This window comes from Ruegeria sp. AE3, from assembly GCF_056542225.1.
The window spans coordinates 150974-173100 of sequence record NZ_JBQFZL010000001.1 but is presented as its reverse complement, the minus strand read 5'-3'; the positions used below and the strand labels follow the sequence as shown (position 1 = coordinate 173100).

The following is a 22127-nucleotide window of genomic DNA, read 5'->3' as shown; positions in this document are numbered from 1 at the left end:
CCGGCGGGAGTATTTCCCAAAAGATGAAAAGGCGGCGATATCGACCGCCCGGCTGAGGGAGGAGTAGTATGTTCCAGTCCTTTGAGGTGACCGCGCGGCCCGAGCAGGGGCCGCCGCGTCTGGCTGCGTTGCGCGCTGAGCTTGTGCGCGAAGGGTTGGACGGGTTTCTGATCCCACGGTCGGATGCGCACCAGGGCGAGTATGTGGCCCCGCGGGATGAGCGTCTGGCCTGGTTGACCGGGTTTACGGGATCGGCCGGGTTCTGTGCTGCGCTGACCGACATGGCTGGTGTGTTCATCGACGGGCGGTATCGCACGCAGGTCAAGGCACAGGTCGCGGATGTGTTCACGCCGGTGCCGTGGCCTGACGTGAGCCTGAGTGCATGGCTGAAAGAGCAGTTGCCCGGTGGAGGCAAGGTCGGTTTCGACCCATGGCTGCACGCGGCAGGGCAAATCTCGGCCGCGCTTGACGAGCTTGAGGGCACAGGCGTCGAACTGGTGCGGTGCGACAATCTGGTGGACCGGATCTGGGCAGACCAGCCTGAACCGCCGATGCAGGCCGTCAAGGCGCATCCGATCGAGTTTGCGGGTGAAACCGCTGACAGCAAGATTGCCAGACTGGCCGCAGACCTGCGGCGGGCCGGGCGAAAGGCCGCAGTGATAACATTGCCGGATTCGATCATGTGGCTGCTGAACATCCGGGGGTCGGATATCGCTTACAACCCCGTGGCCCACGGGTTTGCGATCCTGCATGACGACGGCAGGGTCGATCTGTTCATGTCTGCGGCAAAACTGTTGGACGTGCAGGATCATCTGGACCCGAAGGTAACGGTGCGCAACCCTGCGGAGTTTCTGGATGCGGTGGCAGCGCTGGACGGTGCGGTACAGGTGGATCTGAGCACGGTGCCGCAGATCGTGGCAGACGCTTTGGGCGATGCCATGGTGGATGGCGGCGACCCCTGTGCCCTGCCCAAGGCCTGCAAGAACCCGGCCGAAATCGCGGGCAGCGCCGAGGCGCATTTGCGCGATGCGGTGGCGGTGGTCGAAACTCTGTGCTGGCTGGACACGCAGCCCCCCGGTAGCCTGTCCGAGACGCAGGTGGTCACGCGGCTGGAAGAAAACCGCCGCAGGGACAATGTGTTGCAGGATATCTCGTTCGATACCATTGCCGGGACAGGCCCGAACGGCGCGATCATGCATTACCGCGTGACGGACGAGACCGACAGCCGGTTGCAGGATGGTCATCTGCTGGTGCTGGACAGTGGCGGGCAATATCTGGATGGCACCACCGATATCACGCGGACGCTTGCCATCGGCACTGTTGGGGCGGAGGAAAAGACCTGCTTCACCCGCGTGCTGAAGGGCATGATTGCCATGTCGATGCTGCGCTGGCCCGCAGGGCTGGCCGGGCGCGACATCGAATGCGTGGCCCGCACGCCGCTATGGGCGGCGGGGCAGGACTTCAACCATGGTGTCGGACACGGCGTCGGGGCCTATCTGAGCGTGCATGAGGGGCCGCAACGCCTGTCGAAGGTCAGCCATGTCCCGCTGCAACCCGGCATGATCTTGTCGAATGAGCCGGGATATTACCGCGAGGGCGCTTTTGGCATCCGCATTGAAAACCTAGTGGTGGTGGAAGAAGCTCCGGCCCTGCCCGGTGGCGATGCGGAACGCGCGATGCTGTGCTGGCGCACCCTGACATTTGTGCCAATTGACCGCAGGCTGATCATGGTGGATATGTTGACGCCTGACGAGCGCGGCTGGCTGAACGCCTATCATCGCGACGTCGCGGAAAAAATCCGCCCAAGGCTGGGACATGACGCGCAACTGTGGTTGGATGCCGCAACTGCGCCGATCTGACACCCGCCTGTTACATAGAACGGGCAGAGGAGAGGCCCCAATACGTCGACGGAAGGAATAGAAATGACTGAGATCACGATCCAAAAAGCACCGGGCAAATGGACTGTCCGTTCGGGCGGTGCGATTCTGGGCGAAACGAGCAACGCGCTGGAACTGCACGAAGGCGACAAAGCTCCGGTGATTTACTTTCCGCGCGGCGATGTTGCGATGGCGTTTCTGGATCAGACCGACAAGGTGACGCATTGCGCCGGCAAGGGCGACGCGACGCATTTTTCCATCGTCAACAAATCCTCGGTGACCGAAAACGCGGTCTGGAGCTATGAAGACCCGATTTACACCGTGGCCGAGATCAAGGGATACCTGGCGTTTTATCCGGTGGACTCGGTGAAGGTGGAGCAGATTTAGAGGCGCCGGACAGGGTTTCAGCGGAGGTTTCCGGAACGCTTGTCCCGGTCGCGGGCGCCTTACGAATGTTCCTCGGCCGCGGTGGCTGCAAGGGCCCGGTTGTAAGCCTTGAGCGCGTCGACATGGTAGAGCGCGCCAACCGGTGTCTCGGACCCGTCCTGTTCCAGAACGATAACCGGAATGCAGGGAATGTCGTCGCGGTCGAAATAGGGCATCGCGGCCTCAAGCGTGGCGCTGGCCTGAATGCACAGGCCCTGTTTGATCAGGGCTTGCGCCTCGTCCGCAGTGATCGACCGTTGATCCCCGAGCGGACGCATTACCGCCCCGGCACGGAGCATTGCCAGCAGATAGGCCTGCGGCCCGGCGGCCAGATGGACATCGCGGCGTTCCAGCTGGGTCAGGAAGAACGACCTGTCCACCAGGCGTGAGGCCAGCGCCGTGGACATGGACACACTGACCATAACAGCAAGGCCGATCTGCCAGTCGCCGGTCAGTTCAAACACGATCAGAGTGGTCGAGATCGGGGCACCCAGCACCGCCGCGGCCACCGCGCCCATTCCGGCAAAGGCATAAAGTGTGTGCGTGCCGGACACATCCGGCAGCAGCCCTGTGGCGATCAGTCCGAACGCCAGCCCGGTCAGCGCGCCGATCATCAGGGACGGTGAAAACACTCCACCCCCCATGCGCCCGCCCATGGTGATCGCCACGGCGATTGTCTTGGTCACCGCAAACAGGATCGCGGTTGTCAAAACCAGATCGCCGGTTAAAGCGCGGATCGTAGTCTGGTAGCCCACGCCGATGATATGCGGGAACCAGATCGCCATCAGCCCCAGCATCGCGCCGGACACGGCCGGTCGCAGCCAGCCCGGAATGGACAGGCGGTTCTGGATATGGCTGCCGATATCTTCAGCAAAGAAGATCGATCGCATCAGCAGCAGCGCGACAAAGCCGCAGATCAGGCCGAGGATCAGGAAGGCGGGAAGTTCGACATAGAATTGCAGCGATCCGGGCGTTTCCAGCGTGAACTCGGTAACGTCGCCATATTCGAGGCGGTTGATTACCGTTCCGGCGACCGAGGCGATGACGATCGGGGCAAAGGCATGCACGGCGAAGTGGCGCAGCACGACCTCGAGCGCGAACAGGGCCCCGGCGATGGGGGCGTTGAAGCTGGCTGATACGGCGGCGGCGACAGCACAGCCCAGCAGGTCGCGGCCCGTAATCCCGTCGGCATGGATGCGGTTGCTGACCCAGGTGGAAATCACCCCGGCCATATGCACCACGGGGCCTTCTCGGCCCGTTGACCCGCCCGAACTGAGCGTGATCAGCGAGGCAAAGAACGAGGCGATGCCGGCCTTGACCTCGACCCGCCCGTCGGTGATGGCGGACCCTTCGATCACATCTGCGACTGACCTGACGCGCCCGTCATTGGTGAACCGGTTCAGGATCAGGCCCACGACCAGCCCACCGATGATCGGGATGATCAGGATCATGAACCACGGCAGTTTCTCGGCATGGCTGTGCAGCAGCAGGACGTCGTCGGTGTCATAGAGATAGGCCTGCAACGCACGGATGGCTTTGCGGAACCCAAGCGCCATGAAACCGGCAGCGATACCGATGACCAGTGCGATGAACCAGAACTGGATCTGGCTTGGCCCCCGGCGCAGCATCACCCGCCACGCATCCTTGATCGCGGCCAGAGCCTGATTGAGCTGGTTGCGCAGAACGGTGCGGGTCGACTGGGTCATTGGCCCTCGGGGATCATCACGTAACCCTTAGTAAGCCACGGAGCACCCTAATAAAAGTGAGATAGCGACAGTGTGAGGCCAATTCGTGCCACGGGCGCATCAGGCCTGCAGCAGGGCCCGGGCGGCGGCGCGGGCCTCGTCCGTGATGGTGTCGCCCGCCACCATGCGCGCAATCTCGTCCACCCGGTCGGGCTGGGCCAGAGGGATGACGGTGGACAGGGTTTGCCCGTCCGTGACCTGTTTCTGCACCCGCCAGTGATGCGCCGCACGCGCGGCGACCTGTGGAGAATGGGTGACAACCAGCACCTGCCCGCCCTGCGCCAATGACGCGAGTCTGCGCCCGACCGCATCGGCAGTGGCCCCGCCAACGCCGCGATCAATCTCGTCAAAGATCATCGTGCGGGCACTGTCATCGCCCGACAGGCACACTTTGAGCGCCAGCAGGAAGCGGCTGAGTTCACCCCCCGAGGCGATCTTGTTCAGCGGCCCCGCAGGCGCGCCCGGGTTGGTGGCCACGGTAAAGGCCACCGCGTCGGTCCCTTCGGGGCCGGGCTCGGCCGGGGTGAGTTCGGTCCGGAATACAGCGCGTTCCATTTTGAGCGGAGCCAGTTCCGCCATGACGGCAGCGTCCAGCCGCCCGGCAGCCGCCGTGCGGGCCGCGCTGAGGTCGGCGGCAGCATTGTCATAAGCCTTTTGTGCCGCGTCCACAGCGGCACGCCTGTCCGCCAGGTCGGCATCGCCTGCTTCCAACTGGTTGAGGCGGGTGCGCAGAGTGTCGGCAAACGCGCCCAGGTCATCCGGGGCCACGTCATGTTTGCGGGCCAGTGCGCGGATGGCAAACAGGCGTTCCTCGGCCTGTTCCAGTTCCGACGGGTTGAAGTCCAGCGCCTGAAGGCAGGCGTTCACGCCATCCTGCGCCTCGCCCAGTTCAATCATCGCGCGCCCCAGCGCGGCAATCGGTTCGTCCAGCTGACCACCTGCGTTGCCGGACACGCCTTCCAGCCACCGGATAGCGTCGGACATCGCCCCTTCGGCACCGTCCCCCGACAGCAGCGCGTAGGCGCGGGCGATATCATCGCGGATACGCTCGGCCCCCTGCATCATGCGGCGGCGGGCATCAAGTTCGGCATCCTCACCGGGCTGAGGATCAAGCTGATCCAGCTCGGAAACCGCGTGGCGCAGGAAATCTTCCTCACTTCGGACGGCCGCCAGCGCGGCCTCTGTCTCGGCCAGTGCCTTGCGGGCGCGTGACATGTCGGCCCAGGCCGCACGAACGGATGTCAGCCGGTCCGAGACCCCGGCGAAATCGTCCAGCATGGCCCGGTGGCCGCGCGGGTTCAGCAACCCGCGGTCATCATGCTGGCCGTGCAGTTCGATCAGGGTTTCCGACAGTGCGCGCAGCACATCGCCCGAGCAGCGACGGTCATTGACCCAAGCGGTCTTGCGCCCTTCGGCGGTGTTGATCCGGCGCAGGATCAGCTCATCCCCGCCCGGCAAGCCCGCCTCGGCCAGTATCGCATGTGCGGGATGATCGGCGGAAAGCTCGAACTCGGCCACAACCTCGCCCTGTGCCGCACCCTGCCGTACCAGTTCCGCACGCCCGCGCCAGCCCAGAACAAAGCCCAGCGAATCCAGAAGGATAGACTTTCCCGCGCCGGTTTCACCGGTCAACGCATTCAGGCCCGGCTGAAAACTGAGTTCCAGCCGGTCGATGATCAGCATGTCGCGGATATCAAGGGCGCGCAGCATCGGGTCTTCAGCGTCCCAAGCCTAATGCCATGGCGATTACAACCACTCACCCTTGATGGTCTGACGATAGATCGTGCTGAGCCAGTTGTTGCCACGGCTCTTGAGCTGAAGCCCGCGTGAGGTCAGCAGCTTGTACGCATCGTCATACCATTCCGAGGATTGGTAGTTGTAGCCAAGGATGGCACCTGCGGTTTGCGCCTCATCCAGCAGGCCGAGGGAAAGATAAGCCTCGACCAAACGATAAAGCGCTTCGGCGGTGTGGGACGTGGTCTGGAAATCCTCGACCACGACGCGGAAGCGGTTGATGGCCGCGGCAAAGTGATCCTGACGCAGGTAATAGCGCCCGATCTCCATCTCTTTGCCGGCCAGGTGGTCAAAGGCCAGATCGAATTTCAACACTGCCGAGGTGGCATATTCGCTGTCGGGATAAACCTCGATCACGGTGCGCAGCGATTGCAGCGCCTGAAAGGTCAGCCCCTGATCGCGCCCGACCTCGTCAATCTGGTCGTAATAGCTGAGCGCCAGCAGATACTGGGCATAGGCCGCGTCTTCGTCCGTTGGATAGAAGTCGATATACCGCTGGGCCGCGGCCCGGCTTTCTTCGTAGTTCTTGTCGGAGTGGAACGAGAACGCCTGCATGATCAGCGCACGCTTGGCCCAGTCTGAATAGGGATACAGACGCTCAACCTCGGAGAAATACCAAGCCGCGTCATCCGAGCGATTCTGCGACAGTTCGTATTCGCCACGGGTGTAGATCTGTTCCGGTGTGAACCCTTCCAGATTCTGTTCCCGGTCCGCGCCCTTGTTGCCGAAAAGGCCGCCCCCGTTACCGCATGCCGTCAAAACTGCTGCCAGAAGAACCGCGCCTGCGAATCTGACTGCCGCTTTGCTGCCAACCATACCGCCCATCCTTGTCGTCTTACTTAATGGGGTTCGCCCCGAATTGAGCCATGGTCTAGCACAGAAAATTCCGGTGCAAAACGCCTTATGCAACATCTGGCGCAAATGTCGTCAGAGTTGATCTGATCAGGCGACTTCGGGAATTTCGTTTACGATCAGGCCCTGCCCCGGCAGGCGTGCGGCCTGTTCAGGCGTGCACAGAACCGGGCGCACCGCGCCGGGCGTTTCAAACAGATTGCGCAGCAATGTGTTGGTCAGCGAATGACCCGACTTGTCGCCCGTGAAACGGCCCAGAATCGGCCCGCCTGCCAGATAGAGGTCACCCAGAGCATCCAGCATCTTGTGGCGCACGGCTTCGTCGACGCGGCGGAACCCGCCGGGCGTCAGAACCTCGCTGCCCTGCACGACCACGGCGTTATCCAGAGTACCGCCCAGGGCCAGCCCGTGTTCGCGCATGGCTTCAACATCAATGCGGCGGCAGAAGGTGCGGCAATCGCTGAGTTCGCGCGCGAACGACCCGTTGCGCATATCCAGCGTCTTGGTCTGGCTGCCGATTGCGCTGTCTTCGAAATCGATGTGGAAATCGATGATCAGCCCATCCGCAGGTGCGATGCTTGCGCTGGCCCCTTCACGCGATGCGGTGACGGTCTTCAGCACCTCATAGGCCAGCACCGGGCTGGCCTGACGGCGCACGCCTCGGGCCATGATGCCGCGTACGAAATCGATCGAAGACCCGTCCATGATCGGAACTTCGGGGCCGTCGATTTCAATCAGTGCGTTGTGAACGCCGCACCCGGCCAAAGCTGCCATGATATGTTCGATGGTGGATACCGACACCCCGGCATCATTCACCAGACGGGTGCAAAGCGGGGTCCGTTCGACCACGTGATAGATCGCCGGGATCATCGCATCGCCCAGATGGATATCCGTCCGTTTGAACCAGATGCCATGACCAGCTGCTGCCGGTTTCAGGATCATGGTCGCAGGCTTGCCGCTATGCAGCCCGACGCCTTTAAACGTGACCGGAGATTTGAGCGTATGTTGCAAAATGGGCCTCGGCGAGTGGTGTCCAGCCTGCTGGGGCTGTGTTGGACACTCAGTTAAGGAAGCCCGCGTCAAGGCTCAACTCACTCTTTGTAACCGAATGAAACATGTATGTAACAGATCGGCAAAACCCTGCTTACCCGTTCGTAAGCCACTGTTTTAAAAAGAATTAGGGCCGCCAAATGGCGACCCCGTGAGTGGATTTTGTTACCGCGATCAGTTGGCCTGACGGCGCAGGAAGGCTGGAATTTCGATACGATCCTGATCCGGGTCGGCCTCATCGTGAATCGGTGCCGTGGCCTCGGACTGGCGCAGAACGGGCTGCTGACGCGGCGGATGGGCCGGTGTATCAGAGGCATGCCCGGTCATCCGGTCGATCAGCCGATTGAAGCCAAACCGCGAGCGTTCTTCGGGTTCGTGATGCGAAACCGCCGCTTGCGGGCGGGGCGCTGCGGCGCGCTGAGCTGCCGAGGGAACCTTCTGAACCGCTGCCTGCAAACGCTGGAGCGCTTCGGGCGACGGGGTGCCTGCAACAGGCGCGCGCGGGGCAACAAAAGCCTCGGGCGCCGGTTCGATATGCTCGGGCTGCGGCTCGAATTCGGCGACGCGCGGCTGATAGGCCGGTGGCGGCAGATCGTCCTCATCCCGTTCATCAAACGGCTGGAACTTCGGCTGGGCGGGCTCTTCCGCGGCTTCAAACAGCGAAGGTTCGCGGTTCTCTTCCATCTGCGGCGCGGGCTCTGCCATTTCGGCGGCTGCGGGCGCTTCTTCGCGACCGTATTCTTCGGCCGAAACGGTGCGGGTCAGCGGCTCGGACATCGAGCGGCGCGCGACCGGGATATCAGCCGTTTTCTCGGTGGCGTCGATGCCGGTCGCAACAACCGACACGCGCATGCCGCCTTCCATCGCGGTATCCAGCGTCGAGCCGACGATGATGTTCGCCTCGGGGTCCACTTCCTCGCGGATGCGGTTGGCGGCTTCGTCCAGCTCGAACAGGGTCAGGTCGTGCGAACCGGTGATGTTGATCAGTACACCCTTGGCGCCCTTGAGGCTGATTTCGTCCAGCAGCGGGTTGGCGATGGCTTTTTCCGCCGCCTGAATGGCGCGGTCTTCGCCAGTTGCCTCACCGGTGCCCATCATGGCTTTGCCCATCTCGTCCATCACGGCGCGTACATCCGCAAAGTCGAGGTTGATCAGGCCTGGACGCACCATCAGGTCGGTTACGCCTTTGACACCCTGATACAGGACATCGTCGGCCATCGAGAACGCCTCGGTAAAGGTAGTCTTTTCATTGGCGAGGCGGAACAGGTTCTGGTTCGGAATGATGATCAGCGTGTCGACGACCCTTTGCAGTGCCTCAACACCGTCCTCGGCCTGACGCATCCGCTTGGCACCTTCGAACTGGAAGGGCTTGGTTACGACACCCACGGTCAGCACACCCAGCTCACGCGCGGCCTGCGCGATGATCGGAGCGGCGCCGGTGCCGGTGCCGCCACCCATGCCCGCGGTGATAAAGCACATATGCGCGCCTGCCAGATGGTCGACGATCTGTTCGATGCTTTCTTCGGCAGCCGCGGCACCCACGGCCGGACGGGCCCCTGCCCCCAAACCTTCGGTGACCTTCACACCCAGTTGCACCCGCGCCGAGGACTGGCTTTGCTGCAGCGCCTGCGCGTCGGTGTTGGCGACGACAAAATCGACGCCGTCCAGCTGTTTTTCAATCATGTTGTTGACAGCGTTACCGCCCGCACCGCCAACGCCAAATACTGTAATCCGAGGCTTCAGTTCGTCTTGCCCGGGCATCGAAAGATTCAATGTCATGCTCTGTCCGCCTGTATTTATGTTCCGCCAAAGCGGTATTTTTCTTACCTATCCTTGCTCGATTCTAGCGGGCTGATGCGAAAAGGTCACGTCAAAAATCGCGATTCACCACAAAATATGGAGGAAATAAGGCAGAAACCGGCGGCATTTCGCGGGTACTGCCAGATATAGCGGAAACATCGGCGACCATCACAAGGCAGACGACCCCGGCGCGAGGACTCAGCCGTTCGTCACGCTTTGGTCGACCATCATTTACACTGCGGAAAACTGCTCAGGTCCTGCCGCGAGGCCTCTGCCGGGCCTTGTGGATATCTTGAGGGATAAATCGGCGCGCCGCAACCGGATTTTTCAACTGAGCGGCGCACTTGGACAGTTCAGGCTGGTTTCGGTGATGCTGCGCACCTCCTGGATTTCGCTTTCTGCAAACGAGGCCAGACGCACCATCAGACGGCCTTCGTGCAGGAAGGGCCACCAGCAGACGGGAATACCATCCGGATCATTGTCATAGAGAAAGCAGATCTGACCGTTTGGCGTGGTGATCTGCCCATAGACACAGCCCTGCCCCTCTTGTCGCCAAACCGAAACGTGACGGTTCAGAAATTGCTCGGTCCCGACGAAATAGCCGCTGCGAATCTCATGGAACGTGAGCGTTTTGCCGACGGCGGCATCCAGAAATGCCTCGGGCGTGATGATGGTCTGGGCCGAAACCCATCCCGGCAACAGGGCCGTACACAGCGCGGCCCGTTGCAGGTGTCTACCAATTGTCACGGAACCACCGGACGGCCCGCTTGAACGGGCGCGCGGCGTAGGTATCGACCGGGATTTCGAAATCCCACCATTCGTCCTGCGGGTGCGCCGCAAACAGGCTGAGCCCCACTGAGGACGAGAACGCCGGTCCTGTCGCCGATTGCGGCAGGCCATGCACTCGCAGCGGGCGGCCCAGACGCACGCGTTGACCAAGGATGCGGGTCGCCAGGCCGTCCAGCCCCATGATCTGACTGCCGCCACCGGTCAGAACGATCTGCTGGCTTGGCATGTGTTCAAACCCGGCCGCATCCAGACGCACGCGGACCTCTTCTAGAATTTCCTCGACGCGCGGACGCATGATGCCGATCAGTTCGGCCCGACTGACCGTGCGGCGGTCGTGTTCCCAGTCACCGGTATCGCCGCCGATATCGATCATGTCGCGGTCATCAGCGCCGGTCGCATGAACGCCGCCATTGAACGTCTTGATCCGTTCCGCCACAGCCGCGGGCACACCCAGCCCCATCGAGATATCGGCGGTCACGTGATCGCCGCCCATACGCACGCAATCGGCATAGATCATGTGTTTCTTCATGAAGATCGAAACGCTGGTGGTGCCGCCGCCCATGTCGATACAGGCCGCGCCGAGTTCCTGCTCATCTTCGACCAGCGCGGAGATTCCCGAGACATAGGCCGAGTTCGCAATCCCGGCGAGTTCCAGATCGCAGCGTTTGATACAGCGCACGATGTTCTGGATCGCCATCGCATCGACGGTCAGCATGTGCATATCGACCGCAAGGCTTTGGCCCATCTGCCCGCGCGGGTCGATCAGGCCCGAGCGGTTGTCGAGCGCAAAGTTGACCGGCTGTGCGTGCAGCACTTCGCGCCCGTCGCCGTAATCCGGCACGTCGCATGCGTTCAGAACACGACCCACTTCGGCCTCGGTCACCAGCTGGCCATCCAGATCAACCTGTGCGTCCAGCCCGTAAGAGCGCGGGTTGGCCCCCGAGAAACAGGCGATGACGTGATCGACACGGATATCGGCCATCTTCTGTGCGGCCTGAAGCGCGGTGCGGATGGCGCGTTCGGTTTCCTGCATGGCGGTGACTTCGCCAAACTGCACGCCGCGCGAACGTGTCGTTGCGGCCCCTATAACCCGAAACCCAGTCTGCCCCGCCATTGAGCCGATGGTGTTATCTTCACTCAGCCGGCCCGATCCGTCAAAACGCAGAACGAGGCAGGCAATCTTGGAACTGCCCACATCCAGAATCGCGATCACACCGCGTTGCAATGCCTGGCGCCGCATTTGGCGCATGGCGCGTTGGGACTGATAAAGATCGGTCATCATGCTCGTTACTGCCCGTTACTCAGTGTCACTTTTGTATTCCACCAGTCTTCGCTGGCGGCTTTGGTCATTCGGATGGTGGGACGCTGGCCAAGGCGCATGTCGACCACGGCCACGTCGCGTTCCAGAAGGTCCTGCACCTCGTTCACCGCAAGCACGCGCTCCAGCGCGCGCACCGGGCGCTCGGTCGGCAGCATGATGCGCTGGCCACGGTCCAGGACCAGATCCCAGCGCCGTTCACCCACGCGCACCAGCCCGCGCACACGATTGCCCAGGCTGCGGGCGGTCTGAAAGATCTCGAGCGCCTGTGCCACATGGGCATCCGCGCCCGCGCCCGCGATCAGCGGCAGGTCGGCATGGTCCTTGCGAGAGGTGGTTTCCTTGACATGCGCGCCGGTCTCGTCGAGCAGTTCGAGCCCGTCATGCGTCCGCCAGACAATCACGGGCTGACGCTCGACCACGTTGACCTGAAGGATGCCGCCCGGACGGATACGTACGGTTGCCGATTTCACCGGATCAAGCCCGGTGATCGTGTCGCGCATCTGTTCGACATCCAGATCCCAGGAACTGATCGGGAAATCCAGAGGCACGACCTCGCGGATATCATCGGACAGGCTGGTGCCTGCCCCGTCGATGGCCATCAGGTTGACCATGAACTCGGGGCGTTCCTGAATCGAGGTGCGAATATCGGCAATATAGGTACCAAGCGCTTCGCGCCGTTCCTGAGAGGCAAAATAGACGCCAACTGCCGCGGCAATGGCGCAGATCGGCAGGCCAAGCTTGACGCCCAGACGGATGCCCGGTGTCAGCATCCAGCGCTGAAGACGATAGCTGAGGCGCGACGGGGCCGGATCGCTGCGGCGTGCGGTGCGGGAAAACACCCGCGCCCCGCGCAGACGCAGAATGGGCTGGGTGTCATGCGGTTCCGTATCTGCCGAGGCAAAATCGGCATCCGGCCCGGCAAGGGGCTTGGTGCGATGGATTTCCAGAGAGCGGCTGGCGATTAACGGTTGCATGAGGCGTCCTTAACCATCCAGGCGCAGAGCTGACCAAATGTCATGCCCATATGCGCGGCCTGTTCCGGGGCCAGCGAGGTGGGTGTCATGCCCGGCTGGGTGTTGGTTTCCAGCAGAAACAGCCCATCAGCACCCGCGCTGTCATCCCAGCGAAAATCGGTGCGGCTGACACCCTTGCAGCCCAAAGCATCATGCGCGCGCAAGGCATAATCCATACAGCGATCAAAGATATCCTGCGGGATATCGGCGGGGACCACGTGCCATGATCCGCCGGGTTTGTACTTGGCGTCATAATCGTACCAGCCGCCATCGGTCATGATCTCGGTCACGGTCAGGGCGCGGTCGCCCATGACGGTCACGGTCAGCTCGCGCCCGGCCACGTATTTCTCGACCATGATCTGGTCGGGCATGTCTTCGGACAGCTGCGGCGGGCCGTTGGCGTTTTCGTGAACGATGTAGATGCCGACACTGGACCCTTCGTTATTGGGCTTGGCCACATAGGGCGGTTCCATCACATGGGCGCGGGTCACTTCGGCCCGCGGGACGATCACACTGGGGACAACGGGCAGACCTTCGGCCTGATAGACGTCCTTGCTGCGTTGCTTGTCCATGGCAAGGGCCGAGGCCAGAACGCCCGAATGGGTATAGGGAATACGCATCCATTCCAGCATCCCCTGCACGCAGCCATCCTCGCCCCAGCGGCCATGCAGGGCGTTGAAAACCACATCCGGCTGAATATCCAACAGGCGCGCATAGAGGTCGGGACCTGCGTCCAGTTCGACCACTTCAAAGCCTTCTCCCACAAGGGCGGCTGCGCATTCGCGCCCAGAGCTGAGAGACACCTCGCGTTCCGCCGAGGGGCCGCCCATCAATACCGCCACTTTGGGGTTTGTCCTGCTCGACATACCCAATGTGCGCCTCAATGTCCCCGGACCTTATGTGGTGGTCCGTACTGCGTTTATGCCTTTGATCCGTCGCCTGAATTTGCCTGTTTTGGTCTGACGGTCGGGGCTTTATTCTTTTAGCGGATCACCGACCCGCATGATTTCCCACTCTAGCGTGATGCCGCTTGTTTCGTAAACCTTTTTTCGCACCTCTTCGCCCAGGCCTTCGAGGTCGTCAGCGGTGGCGGTGCCGGTATTGATCAGGAAGTTCGAGTGTTTCGGGCTCATCTGCGCCCCGCCGCGTGCCGCACCGCGCATTCCGGCATCGTCGATCACTTTCCACGCCTTGAGGTCATGCACGTCATCGGCCTGCCCGGTCGAAGAAAACCCGGCCGGGTTGCGGAACGTCGATCCGGCGCTGCGGTCCTTGGTGGGCTGTGTTTCGTCACGCTTTTTCAGTTGCGCTTCCATTCGGGCATGAAGATCATCGGGATCGCCGGACGGGCCTTCGAACGTGGCCGAAATCAGAACGGCGCCTTCGGGCAAGTCGGACTGGCGATAGCGAAAGTTCAGTTCCTCGGTCGTCAGGTCCCGCAGGTCGCCCTGCCGGGTGACAATGGTGGCCTTGCGCAGCACGTCCGCCGTGTAGCTGCCGTAACAGCCCGCATTCATCCGCACCGCGCCCCCGATCGAGCCGGGGATGGTGCGCAGAAAGGTCAGGTCCACACCCGCATCCGCGGCCTTGCGCGCAACATGCGCGTCCAGTGCGGCAGCGCCCGCGATGACCGTATTGCCCTCAACCGAGATGGCGTTGAACCCGCGCCCCAGCCGGATCACCACGGCCCGCAAGCCACCATCGCGCACGATGAGGTTCGAGCCGACCCCCATCGGGAAGACCGGCACACCATCCGGCAGATCGCGCAGGAAGGCCTGCAAGTCTTCGATATCGGCAGGTTGAAACAGGTAATCCGCCGGCCCACCGACGCGGAGCCATGTGAGGTCAGACAGGTTACGCGCTTTGGACAGGCGGCCCCGGACGTCAGGAAGGACAGGGGGAAGCCGTGTCATGTAGTCGCGCGCACCGCCAGGCTGCGCCCACCGACCCCGCCCATGATTGCGGCGAAAAGGAAGGGGAGAACGCCGGCAGTCAACCAGACCAGCGGGCCGAACGCCTTGTCTTCTTCACCCGTTCCGACACCGGCCAGCACGACGATCAGCCCCAGACCAACCGCGGATGTCAGCCCGATCAGCCACAGAAGGCTGCGCAGGCCAAGCCAGCGGCCCGCCGTAAACCCGGCAGCGGCACCCAGAACGAAGGAAACGAGCGGTAGATAGGCAAATGTGGCGATTGTCGCCATGACAGATCTCCTGAAGTTGGCCGGTTATTCTTTGGCCGCCTTCATGCCCTGCATTTTCGCCTTTGTCCAACGGGTCAGATAAATCACCGGCCAGCGCAGCACGGACATGCCCATTGCCAGCACCAGCAAACCGATCCAGGGGCCGTTTTCATAGGTGACATAGCCGACGATGGGAATGCCCACGATGATCAGGATATAGGCGCGCGTCCAGTGGTTGTCGGTACTGGGGATCAGCGCAAGGATGTTGGCGGCAAAGCCCCACAGGGCCGCCAGAGCGATAGACCATGTCATTCCGCGACCTCGTGCCCTGTCCATTTGCGCCAGTAATACCGGATGGGGTTGCGAAACATCGACACGAACCCGGCAAATGCCGCGACCGACCAGAACCAGCCATGGACATACCCAAGCCACACGACCAGCACTGGTGCGCAGATCAGCAGGACAAACCCCGGCGGGAATTGCAGCCGCATCGGCAACATTGCCACGATGGTGGCGCAGATCACCCAAAGCGCTGCAAAGATCATCGAATAGTCCATTCGCCCCTCCGAGGACACGCGACTGCTGCAGTCAGAGTATCACACTTTTAAGTTGTGCGACAAACAAATGACGCGTCAAACAGCTTGTTTTCTTTGCAATCTCTCGGGCAGGCCATTGGCCCAGGCGCTGATCGTACCGGCCCCGAGGCAGACGACCATATCGCCCGGACGGGCCTGTTCGCGCACGAGGCGCTCAAGGTCGTCTTCATCCAGCAGCGCACGGGCGTGGCGGTGGCCGTGACGGATCAGGCCCTGCACCAGATCGTCGCGCGAGGCACCTTCGATCGGGTCTTCGCCAGCGGCAAAAACCTCGGCAATCGCCACAACATCGGCGTCGTTGAAGCAGGTGCAGAAATCATCAAACAGGTTGGACAGTCGGGAATAGCGGTGCGGCTGATGCACCGCAATCACGCGGCCTTCGGTCGCCTGACGGGCGGCCTTGAGAACGGCGGCGATTTCGACCGGGTGGTGGCCGTAATCGTCGATGATGGTGACACCGTCGATTTCTCCGACCTTTGTAAAGCGACGGTTGACGCCGCCGAAATTGGCCAGCGCATCGCGGATTTCCGCAGCTTTCATGCCCAGATGGCGGGCGACAGCCACAGCGGACAGCGCGTTTGAGACGTTGTGATCGCCGGGCATCGGCAGGGTGCAGCCTTCGATCATCTTGTCTTCGTATTGCAGGTGGATGTCGAAATGCGCCACGCCGCCCTTATAGGTCAGGTTCACAGCCCGCACATCCGCCTGCGCGTTGAACCCATAGGTGCGCACGCGGCGGTCGGTGATGCGGCCGACAAGGGCCTGAACCTCGGCATGATCGGTGCAGCAGACGGCCAGACCGTAGAATGGCAGGTTCGAGACGAATTCGTAAAAGCCGTCGCGCAGCCTGTCGAAATCACCCCAATGTTCCATATGCTCGGGGTCGATATTGGTGACAATGGCAATGGTTGCGGGCAGGCGGTTGAACGAGCCATCGCTCTCGTCGGCTTCGACCACCATCCATTCGCCCTGCCCCATCCGCGCGTTCGATCCATAGGCGTGGATGATGCCGCCATTGATCACGGTCGGATCGAAATCGCCGGCCACCATCAGTTCGGCCATCATGGTCGTCGTGGTGGTCTTGCCGTGTGTTCCGGCAATGGCAATGTTCGAGCGCAGGCGCATCAGTTCAGCCAGCATGTCGGCGCGGCGGACAACCGGCAGCCCTCGGGCGCGGGCTTGGTCCAGCTCCGGGTTGCCCGGTTTGATTGCGGTCGAGACCACCACGACGGCGGCGTTTTCAAGGTTTTCGGCGCGCTGGCCGACGAAAATCTCGGCTCCCAAACTGGCCAGCCGGTCGGTGATCTTCGAGGCTTTCAAATCGGAGCCCTGTACCTGATACCCCAGGTTCAGCAGCACCTCGGCGATGCCCGACATGCCGATCCCGCCGATGCCCACAAAATGGATCGGCCCTACGTCCTGCGGCAGTTTGGTTGCTGGGTTCATGTGGTCTCCTTCTGCGCCAGCTGCTCGACCAGAGCGACCAGACGCTGGGTGGCATCGGGCGCCCCGACCGACAGGGCACCATGGGCCATTTTCTGTGCGGCTTCGGGGTTCGTGAGAACCGTGGTGATTTGCTGTGTCAGCGTGGGAACGTCAAGCGCATTTTCCGGGATCATGATGGCCCCGCCGGCCTGGACCAGCCCGCGCGCGTTGGCGGTCTGATGATCCCCGGCGGCAGCAGCAAACGGGATCAGGATCGAAGGGCGACCGATGACCGAGATATCGGCCACGCTGGACGCGCCCGAGCGCGAGATCACAAGCTGCGCATCCGACATGCGGCGGGGAATGTCATCGAAGAAGGGCTGAACGTCGGCGCGGATACCATGATCTTGGTAGAATGCGCTGACCCGTTCGCCATCTTCATCCCGCGCCTGATGCGAGACACGGATATGCGCGCGAAGGTCTTGGGGCAGCGCGGCAATCGCACCGGGCACCATATCGCTGAGGATGCGCGCACCCTGCGAGCCGCCCATCACCAGAACCGACATCGGATAGTCACCCGGCGGGATATACCCGGCGGCGGCGCGGTCCAGAACCGCGGCACGTACCGGGTTGCCAGTGTGGATGCCATGCGCGCCTTCAGGCAGATCCGTCGGCCAGACGCCGCAGGCCACCTGTGCAACGCGGGTTGCAAACAGCTGATTCACGCGGCCCAGTACCCCGTTCTGTTCATGGATCATCCGCGGAACTTTCAGCAGGGTCGCTGCGCCCAGCGCCGGGATCGAGGGATAACCGCCAAAGCCTACGACAACATCGGGTTTGTCGCGCATCATCTGGAAGACCATGCTGGTGACACCACCAGCGATAATCGGGCCAACCATCGCCTTGGCCGCCAGACCGCCACGGGCGAAGGTGGCCGAGGACGCCTCGACAATTTCAGTCGAATGGGGAAAGCCGCCGGTATAGCGCGCACCGCGCGGGTCGGTGGACAGGCGCACGCGCCAGCCCTTGTGCAGCATCGCCTCGGCCAGCGCCTGAGCGGGGAACATATGGCCCCCGGTGCCGCCAGCCGCAATCAACAGGTAAGGGTTCCCCATTATCCTCGTCCGCGCAGAATATCGCCTAGTTCGCCCTGTGGGCGGTTTCGGGTGAAGGCCAGCAGCATGCCGACGGCAATACCGCCTGCAATCAGCGACGAGCCGCCATAGCTGACGAACGGCAAAGTCATGCCTTTGGCGGGCAACAGACGTACCGCAACACCCATGTTGATCATCGCCTGAACGCCAAACATGCAGGCCAGACCGGTACCGGCCAAACGAATGAACATGTCGCGTTCGCGCATCAGCCGCAGCAGCGAGCGCACGACGATCAGCGCATACAGCGCAATGATGATCATGACGAGGATCAGGCCGTATTCCTCGGCCGCGACGGCGATGATGAAATCGGTATGGGCATCGGGCAGTGACCATTTCACCTGCCCTTCCCCCACGCCGACGCCGAACAACCCGCCTTCGCGGATGGCGTTGGTTGCATAGCCAAGCTGGGTGGTCGGATCGACCTCTTGATTCAGAAAGCCGTCGATGCGGCGGGCAAAGTGTTCGGAATTCGAATAGGCCAACATCCCGCCCAGAACGACAACACCGGCCATGCCCAGCAACAGCAGCATCGGGGCCCCGGCCACGAAATACATGACGCCCCAGCCGAACAGGATCAGGCAGGCCTGACCGAAATCGGGTTGCATCACCAACATGGCCACGATGGCCATGCAGAGCGCAAAGGACCACAACCGCCCCGGAGGACCGTTGATTTCCTGCGAGGCGGCCAGCAGCCATGCAGCCACGACGACAAAGCCGGGTTTCAGAAACTCGGACGGTTGCAGCGAGGCAAAGCCCAGTGAATACCAGCGCACCGCGCCTTTGCCGAAATCCGTTCCAAACACCGGCAGGAAGACCAGAGCGACGAAGGCCCCCAGAAAACCCAGAACGGCCAGACGCCGCACCAAGGTTGGAGACATCATCGAGGTCAGCAGCATCGCGATCAGAGCCAATCCGCCAAAGAAGGCCTGGCGCTCGACATAATGGAAGGGATCGAACCCGTTACGACCGGCCAGCGGCGGCGAAGAGGCCAGCCCCAGCAACAGTCCGATGGTAAACAGGATCAGAACGCAGGACATCGTCCAGCGATCGATAGTACGCCACCATTTCGGTAGAATCGGTTCTCCGCGCTGGTCCTGGACCGCGCCATACACCATCTCAGTCATGAGATACCGCCACTCTCTGCCTCGTTAACGCCCCGTTTTCGGGATCTGGCTGAAAGTCTACATGCAATTTGGCGATCAGGCCAGCCTGTTCGCGGGCAAATCGGGATTTCCCGCCCAAGACCCGTGCCGCACACCCGGACCGCCGGTCAGCCGTGTTGCGACGGCCACCGGGCGGAAGGCGGCGGGCTGTCAGACTTTGGTCAGCAGCAGCGGCACATCCAGCAACCCCGCCACACCGAACAGTTCGGCCCTGGGGGGTGGCGTGTAACCGTTGATCGCGTCAGCTTGCAGGGTTCCTGCGGCAGAGGACCAATACCAGTGGGTGTTGTCGAAACGCGTTGCAGATGTTTCGAGGTTCTTGAAGATGGCTTTGATCTGCACACCATTGAGAACATTGGGCGACTTTCGCTGCATCATCGCGATCGCCCCTGCAACGAGGGCCGAGGCCCCCGAAGTTCCGCCGAATTCAGTATAAAGCCCGGCAGGATCATCCACAGCCTTTTTTCGGGTTTCGACAGCCGCGGCAAGGCTGCCTTCGACATAGCCCCGCGGGCCCGGCACATCCAACGTCACCAACCGTTGAGATGCGAAATCGACAATCGGGATCGCGTCACCACTGCCGTCGCGTTTCAGGTGATGTTTCGGGTTTTCCAGATGGAAGTCAGTGGCCGAGGCTGCATCACGGTCCAGACGAATTTGATAGCGGTTGTATATCTCACCGTCATCCGAAGGGGCGGATACGGTCAGATCAGCAGAGTAGTTCGAATACCCGGACCGGGTGCCATTATAGTTGACGGCCCCCACCGAGATGATCCCGTTGGTTGGATCACCAGACAAGCTGGCAGGATAAATCAACTCGCTTCGACCGTCATTGCCAGCGGCACAGACCACCGGAATTCTCGTGCTGACCCATTTGATGATCTTGTCCAGCGCCGACCATGCCATCGAGATGTCGCGCGCGTCGCCGTCGGGTTCGTCGCGCCTCGTCTCGTGCAGGCGGGTCTTTTCGTGCGAGTCCAGACCCGGATAGAACGGCTCGGTGCCAGTGGCAGGGCGAAATCTATATCCCGGCCAATGAGCAGGGTTCGCGGCATCGCGCGGAAACAGGATGACATGCGCGCCTTTGTGGAGGGCATAAAGAAACGCCGCAATCAATTCTTCCGGGCTGGGCGAGATCGACGTCGTGATCGGAATAATCCTGCTTTTGGGATCGACCCCGTAATACGCCGCGATATTGCCGGTATTGCCGAATTGATCGGCTGCAAAGCTGGTTCCGCAGGCCAGCCCGGCACAGCTGGTGCCGTGCCCGGCATAGCGATCGTCATAGGCATCGATGTAACGTTTGACGCCGAAACCCGACCTCAGCCCGGCAATCACCCGCCGTTCCTGAGAGGTCAGGCCCGGAATGCCCAAGGGGTCCTGAATGCCCGACAGATGTTGCACCTGTTCTTCGATATGCTCGGCCCCTGCCGCAACAGTCGACCGGTCGATGTATTTGACGCCGAACGGGTGGCTGGCCAGATCAAGGGCGTCGTCCCGAATGACCCTGTCCGCCGGAACCGGTCCGGTGTCCGGCGATTTCAGGTTCGGGTGATGCGGGGCCACGCCCATGTCGATCAGGGCGATTTTCGCCTCGGCCAGAGCGGGACCTGTGAAATCCCAGGTCGCGGTATCGATTTCCGGGCAGGTCTCTCCGTCGGCTGGTAGGGGCGCCTTGACGGTCAAGGCTTTGATCGCGACCAGATGCCAGAGATAGTAATAGCGTGCGTAGTCTTCGTTTCCTGCGGTCATTTCGTCACCTCGCGTTGATCCTTAGCCCAGCCATTCGTCTTGTGCTTCGTCCATCAGTTCGTCCAGAACCTCGGTCAGGTAAGCCACGGTTTTTCTGGCCAGACTTCGCCCGGCGGCTGTGTCGCTTGGATAATGCAAACCGGCCCATTCGCGGTTTTCAGCAATCCGCTGGGCGCGGTGGAACAAAGCGACAGTGCCCGGATGTTCGGGGATCAGACGCGAGAACAGTTCGGCAATCGCGAAGGATTGGTAGGAGTGGTTCGAGGGGTAAGCCGCATGATAAGGCACCGGAAGAAAGGGCCGGATCAGCGGCTGGATAATATTGGGTCTGGGCCGGCTGAAGCGGTTCTTGTAGGTCAGGCCGATTTCATTCGTCAGTTCCAGCAGGATCGTCATCAGCGCGCGGGTCGCATCAAAGCCGCCCTTCTCGTCAATGCCCAGCGGACTGAGATATTCATCGATGCCAAAGCCTGCCTGTGCCACGATTTCCTCGCGCCGTGTTGCCTGATTTGACCACTTGAGCCGCCCTTGCAGGATCAGCAGGTATTCAGTTTCCTTCATGCTTTCGTCAGGCCCCGGTGGCGGCAGAAGATCGATATTTTCCCAGACCTTGCCCAGCAATCCGGATGCGGGCAGCATACCGATCCGGCACAGATCGCGCATCTCGCGCCAGCCGAAGGAGGCATCGCTGCCGCCGACGTCAAAATCGCTGCGGTTTCTGTTACGATTGCGATTTCTGTTTCGGTTCCGGTTTCTGTTCCGATTGCGGTTTCTATTGCGGTTTCGGTTCAGTGCGAATGCCGAAGATGCGCTCATCGCGACAGACGCCGCGCCGAGGGCAGAGCGTTTCCCGATCTCTTCGTCTTTCGCACCTTTTACACGGCTGTCAGACCTGAAGGGGTCGATGAATTCTTCGTTCTGCATGAACTCGGTAAGCTCGCGCAGTTTTTCAATATCCAGCAACTCGGGATCCAGATCATGAATGGCATTGAGGTAATCGATGAAGCTTTCCCTCTGCGCGTCGTAAATGAAATTGTCCAACGCCTTTCGATTGTCCCCCGGTGAGGCACCGAGACCACCGGTTCCGGCAAGGTTCATCAATTTCACCACTTTGCAGGAAATCAGCTCTCCACGTCGGGCCATCATGCCAAAATCATTGAGCGTGGACACGTAAGACATAAGTAAACC

Annotated in this window: 20 protein-coding genes; 2 read left to right on the top strand and 18 right to left on the bottom strand. The window is 61.6% G+C overall.

Translation table 11 applies throughout. The annotated features are described in order from the left end of the window. The first annotated feature begins 68 nt into the window (after window positions 1–68). Window positions 69–1859 (top strand): aminopeptidase P family protein, encoded by a 1791-nt coding sequence (locus ACR0NZ_RS00865; RefSeq protein WP_480516310.1) that lies wholly within the window; start codon window positions 69–71, stop codon window positions 1857–1859. 63 nt (window positions 1860–1922) lie between these two features. Further along, the gene (locus ACR0NZ_RS00860) at window positions 1923–2264 is read left to right on the top strand and encodes a DUF427 domain-containing protein (protein WP_480516308.1); all 342 of its coding nucleotides are present in this window, start codon (window positions 1923–1925) and stop codon (window positions 2262–2264) included. A gap of 59 nt (window positions 2265–2323) precedes the next feature. Here the strand turns inward: ACR0NZ_RS00860 and ACR0NZ_RS00855 are convergent, their stop codons facing one another. From ACR0NZ_RS00855 to ACR0NZ_RS00770, 18 genes are all read right to left on the bottom strand, one after another. Further along, window positions 2324–4009, bottom strand: coding sequence for a chloride channel protein (locus ACR0NZ_RS00855; RefSeq protein WP_480516306.1), 1686 nt, complete (start codon window positions 4007–4009; stop codon window positions 2324–2326). A 99-nt stretch (window positions 4010–4108) separates the two neighbouring features. Next, window positions 4109–5758 carry a DNA repair protein RecN gene (gene recN / locus ACR0NZ_RS00850; protein WP_480516304.1) on the bottom strand — a complete coding sequence of 550 codons (1650 nt, stop codon included), beginning with the start codon at window positions 5756–5758 and terminating at the stop codon, window positions 4109–4111. Between the two features lie 36 nt (window positions 5759–5794). Then, window positions 5795–6658, bottom strand: coding sequence for an outer membrane protein assembly factor BamD (locus ACR0NZ_RS00845; protein ID WP_480475969.1), 864 nt, complete (start codon window positions 6656–6658; stop codon window positions 5795–5797). A 126-nt stretch (window positions 6659–6784) separates the two neighbouring features. Further along, window positions 6785–7705 (bottom strand): UDP-3-O-acyl-N-acetylglucosamine deacetylase, encoded by a 921-nt coding sequence (gene lpxC, locus ACR0NZ_RS00840; protein ID WP_480516302.1) that lies wholly within the window; start codon window positions 7703–7705, stop codon window positions 6785–6787. Between the two features lie 213 nt (window positions 7706–7918). Then, a complete protein-coding gene (ftsZ, locus tag ACR0NZ_RS00835; protein ID WP_480516300.1) occupies window positions 7919–9523 on the bottom strand; it encodes a cell division protein FtsZ in 1605 nt (534 codons plus the stop codon). A gap of 348 nt (window positions 9524–9871) precedes the next feature. Then, window positions 9872–10291: a hypothetical protein gene (locus ACR0NZ_RS00830; RefSeq protein WP_480516298.1), complete on the bottom strand. Its 420-nt coding sequence runs from the start codon at window positions 10289–10291 to the stop codon at window positions 9872–9874. Further along, complete coding sequence (gene ftsA, locus ACR0NZ_RS00825; protein WP_480475961.1) at window positions 10278–11612, bottom strand: cell division protein FtsA; 1335 nt, start codon at window positions 11610–11612, stop codon at window positions 10278–10280. The genes ACR0NZ_RS00830 and ftsA overlap by 14 nt, the downstream gene beginning before the upstream one ends. A gap of 8 nt (window positions 11613–11620) precedes the next feature. Next, window positions 11621–12628, bottom strand: coding sequence for a cell division protein FtsQ/DivIB (locus tag ACR0NZ_RS00820; protein WP_480475959.1), 1008 nt, complete (start codon window positions 12626–12628; stop codon window positions 11621–11623). Then, window positions 12616–13539, bottom strand: a complete 924-nt coding sequence (locus ACR0NZ_RS00815) for a D-alanine--D-alanine ligase (RefSeq protein WP_480493807.1) — start codon at window positions 13537–13539, stop codon at window positions 12616–12618. The genes ACR0NZ_RS00820 and ACR0NZ_RS00815 overlap by 13 nt, the downstream gene beginning before the upstream one ends. A gap of 102 nt (window positions 13540–13641) precedes the next feature. Further along, window positions 13642–14580 carry a UDP-N-acetylmuramate dehydrogenase gene (murB, locus tag ACR0NZ_RS00810; protein WP_480493806.1) on the bottom strand — a complete coding sequence of 313 codons (939 nt, stop codon included), beginning with the start codon at window positions 14578–14580 and terminating at the stop codon, window positions 13642–13644. Continuing rightward, window positions 14577–14870, bottom strand: coding sequence for a hypothetical protein (locus tag ACR0NZ_RS00805; protein WP_209504519.1), 294 nt, complete (start codon window positions 14868–14870; stop codon window positions 14577–14579). The genes murB and ACR0NZ_RS00805 overlap by 4 nt, the downstream gene beginning before the upstream one ends. A gap of 24 nt (window positions 14871–14894) precedes the next feature. Further along, a complete protein-coding gene (locus ACR0NZ_RS00800; RefSeq protein ID WP_480475955.1) occupies window positions 14895–15161 on the bottom strand; it encodes a DUF2484 family protein in 267 nt (88 codons plus the stop codon). Then, window positions 15158–15406, bottom strand: coding sequence for a DUF2484 family protein (locus ACR0NZ_RS00795; protein WP_480516296.1), 249 nt, complete (start codon window positions 15404–15406; stop codon window positions 15158–15160). Before ACR0NZ_RS00795 ends, ACR0NZ_RS00800 begins: the two co-directional genes overlap by 4 nt. A gap of 75 nt (window positions 15407–15481) precedes the next feature. After that, window positions 15482–16891, bottom strand: a complete 1410-nt coding sequence (gene murC / locus ACR0NZ_RS00790) for a UDP-N-acetylmuramate--L-alanine ligase (RefSeq protein ID WP_480493805.1) — start codon at window positions 16889–16891, stop codon at window positions 15482–15484. Beyond that, window positions 16888–17985, bottom strand: a complete 1098-nt coding sequence (locus tag ACR0NZ_RS00785) for a UDP-N-acetylglucosamine--N-acetylmuramyl-(pentapeptide) pyrophosphoryl-undecaprenol N-acetylglucosamine transferase (RefSeq protein ID WP_480475949.1) — start codon at window positions 17983–17985, stop codon at window positions 16888–16890. The genes murC and ACR0NZ_RS00785 overlap by 4 nt, the downstream gene beginning before the upstream one ends. Further along, on the bottom strand, window positions 17985–19148 hold the full coding sequence (gene ftsW, locus ACR0NZ_RS00780; protein ID WP_480475947.1) for a putative lipid II flippase FtsW: 1164 nt from the start codon (window positions 19146–19148) through the stop codon (window positions 17985–17987). The genes ACR0NZ_RS00785 and ftsW overlap by 1 nt, the downstream gene beginning before the upstream one ends. A 189-nt stretch (window positions 19149–19337) precedes the next feature. Beyond that, window positions 19338–20939 (bottom strand): S8 family serine peptidase, encoded by a 1602-nt coding sequence (locus ACR0NZ_RS00775; RefSeq protein ID WP_480516294.1) that lies wholly within the window; start codon window positions 20937–20939, stop codon window positions 19338–19340. A gap of 21 nt (window positions 20940–20960) precedes the next feature. Continuing rightward, window positions 20961–22118, bottom strand: a complete 1158-nt coding sequence (locus ACR0NZ_RS00770) for a phosphatase PAP2 family protein (protein ID WP_480516292.1) — start codon at window positions 22116–22118, stop codon at window positions 20961–20963. Window positions 22119–22127 lie beyond the last annotated feature (9 nt).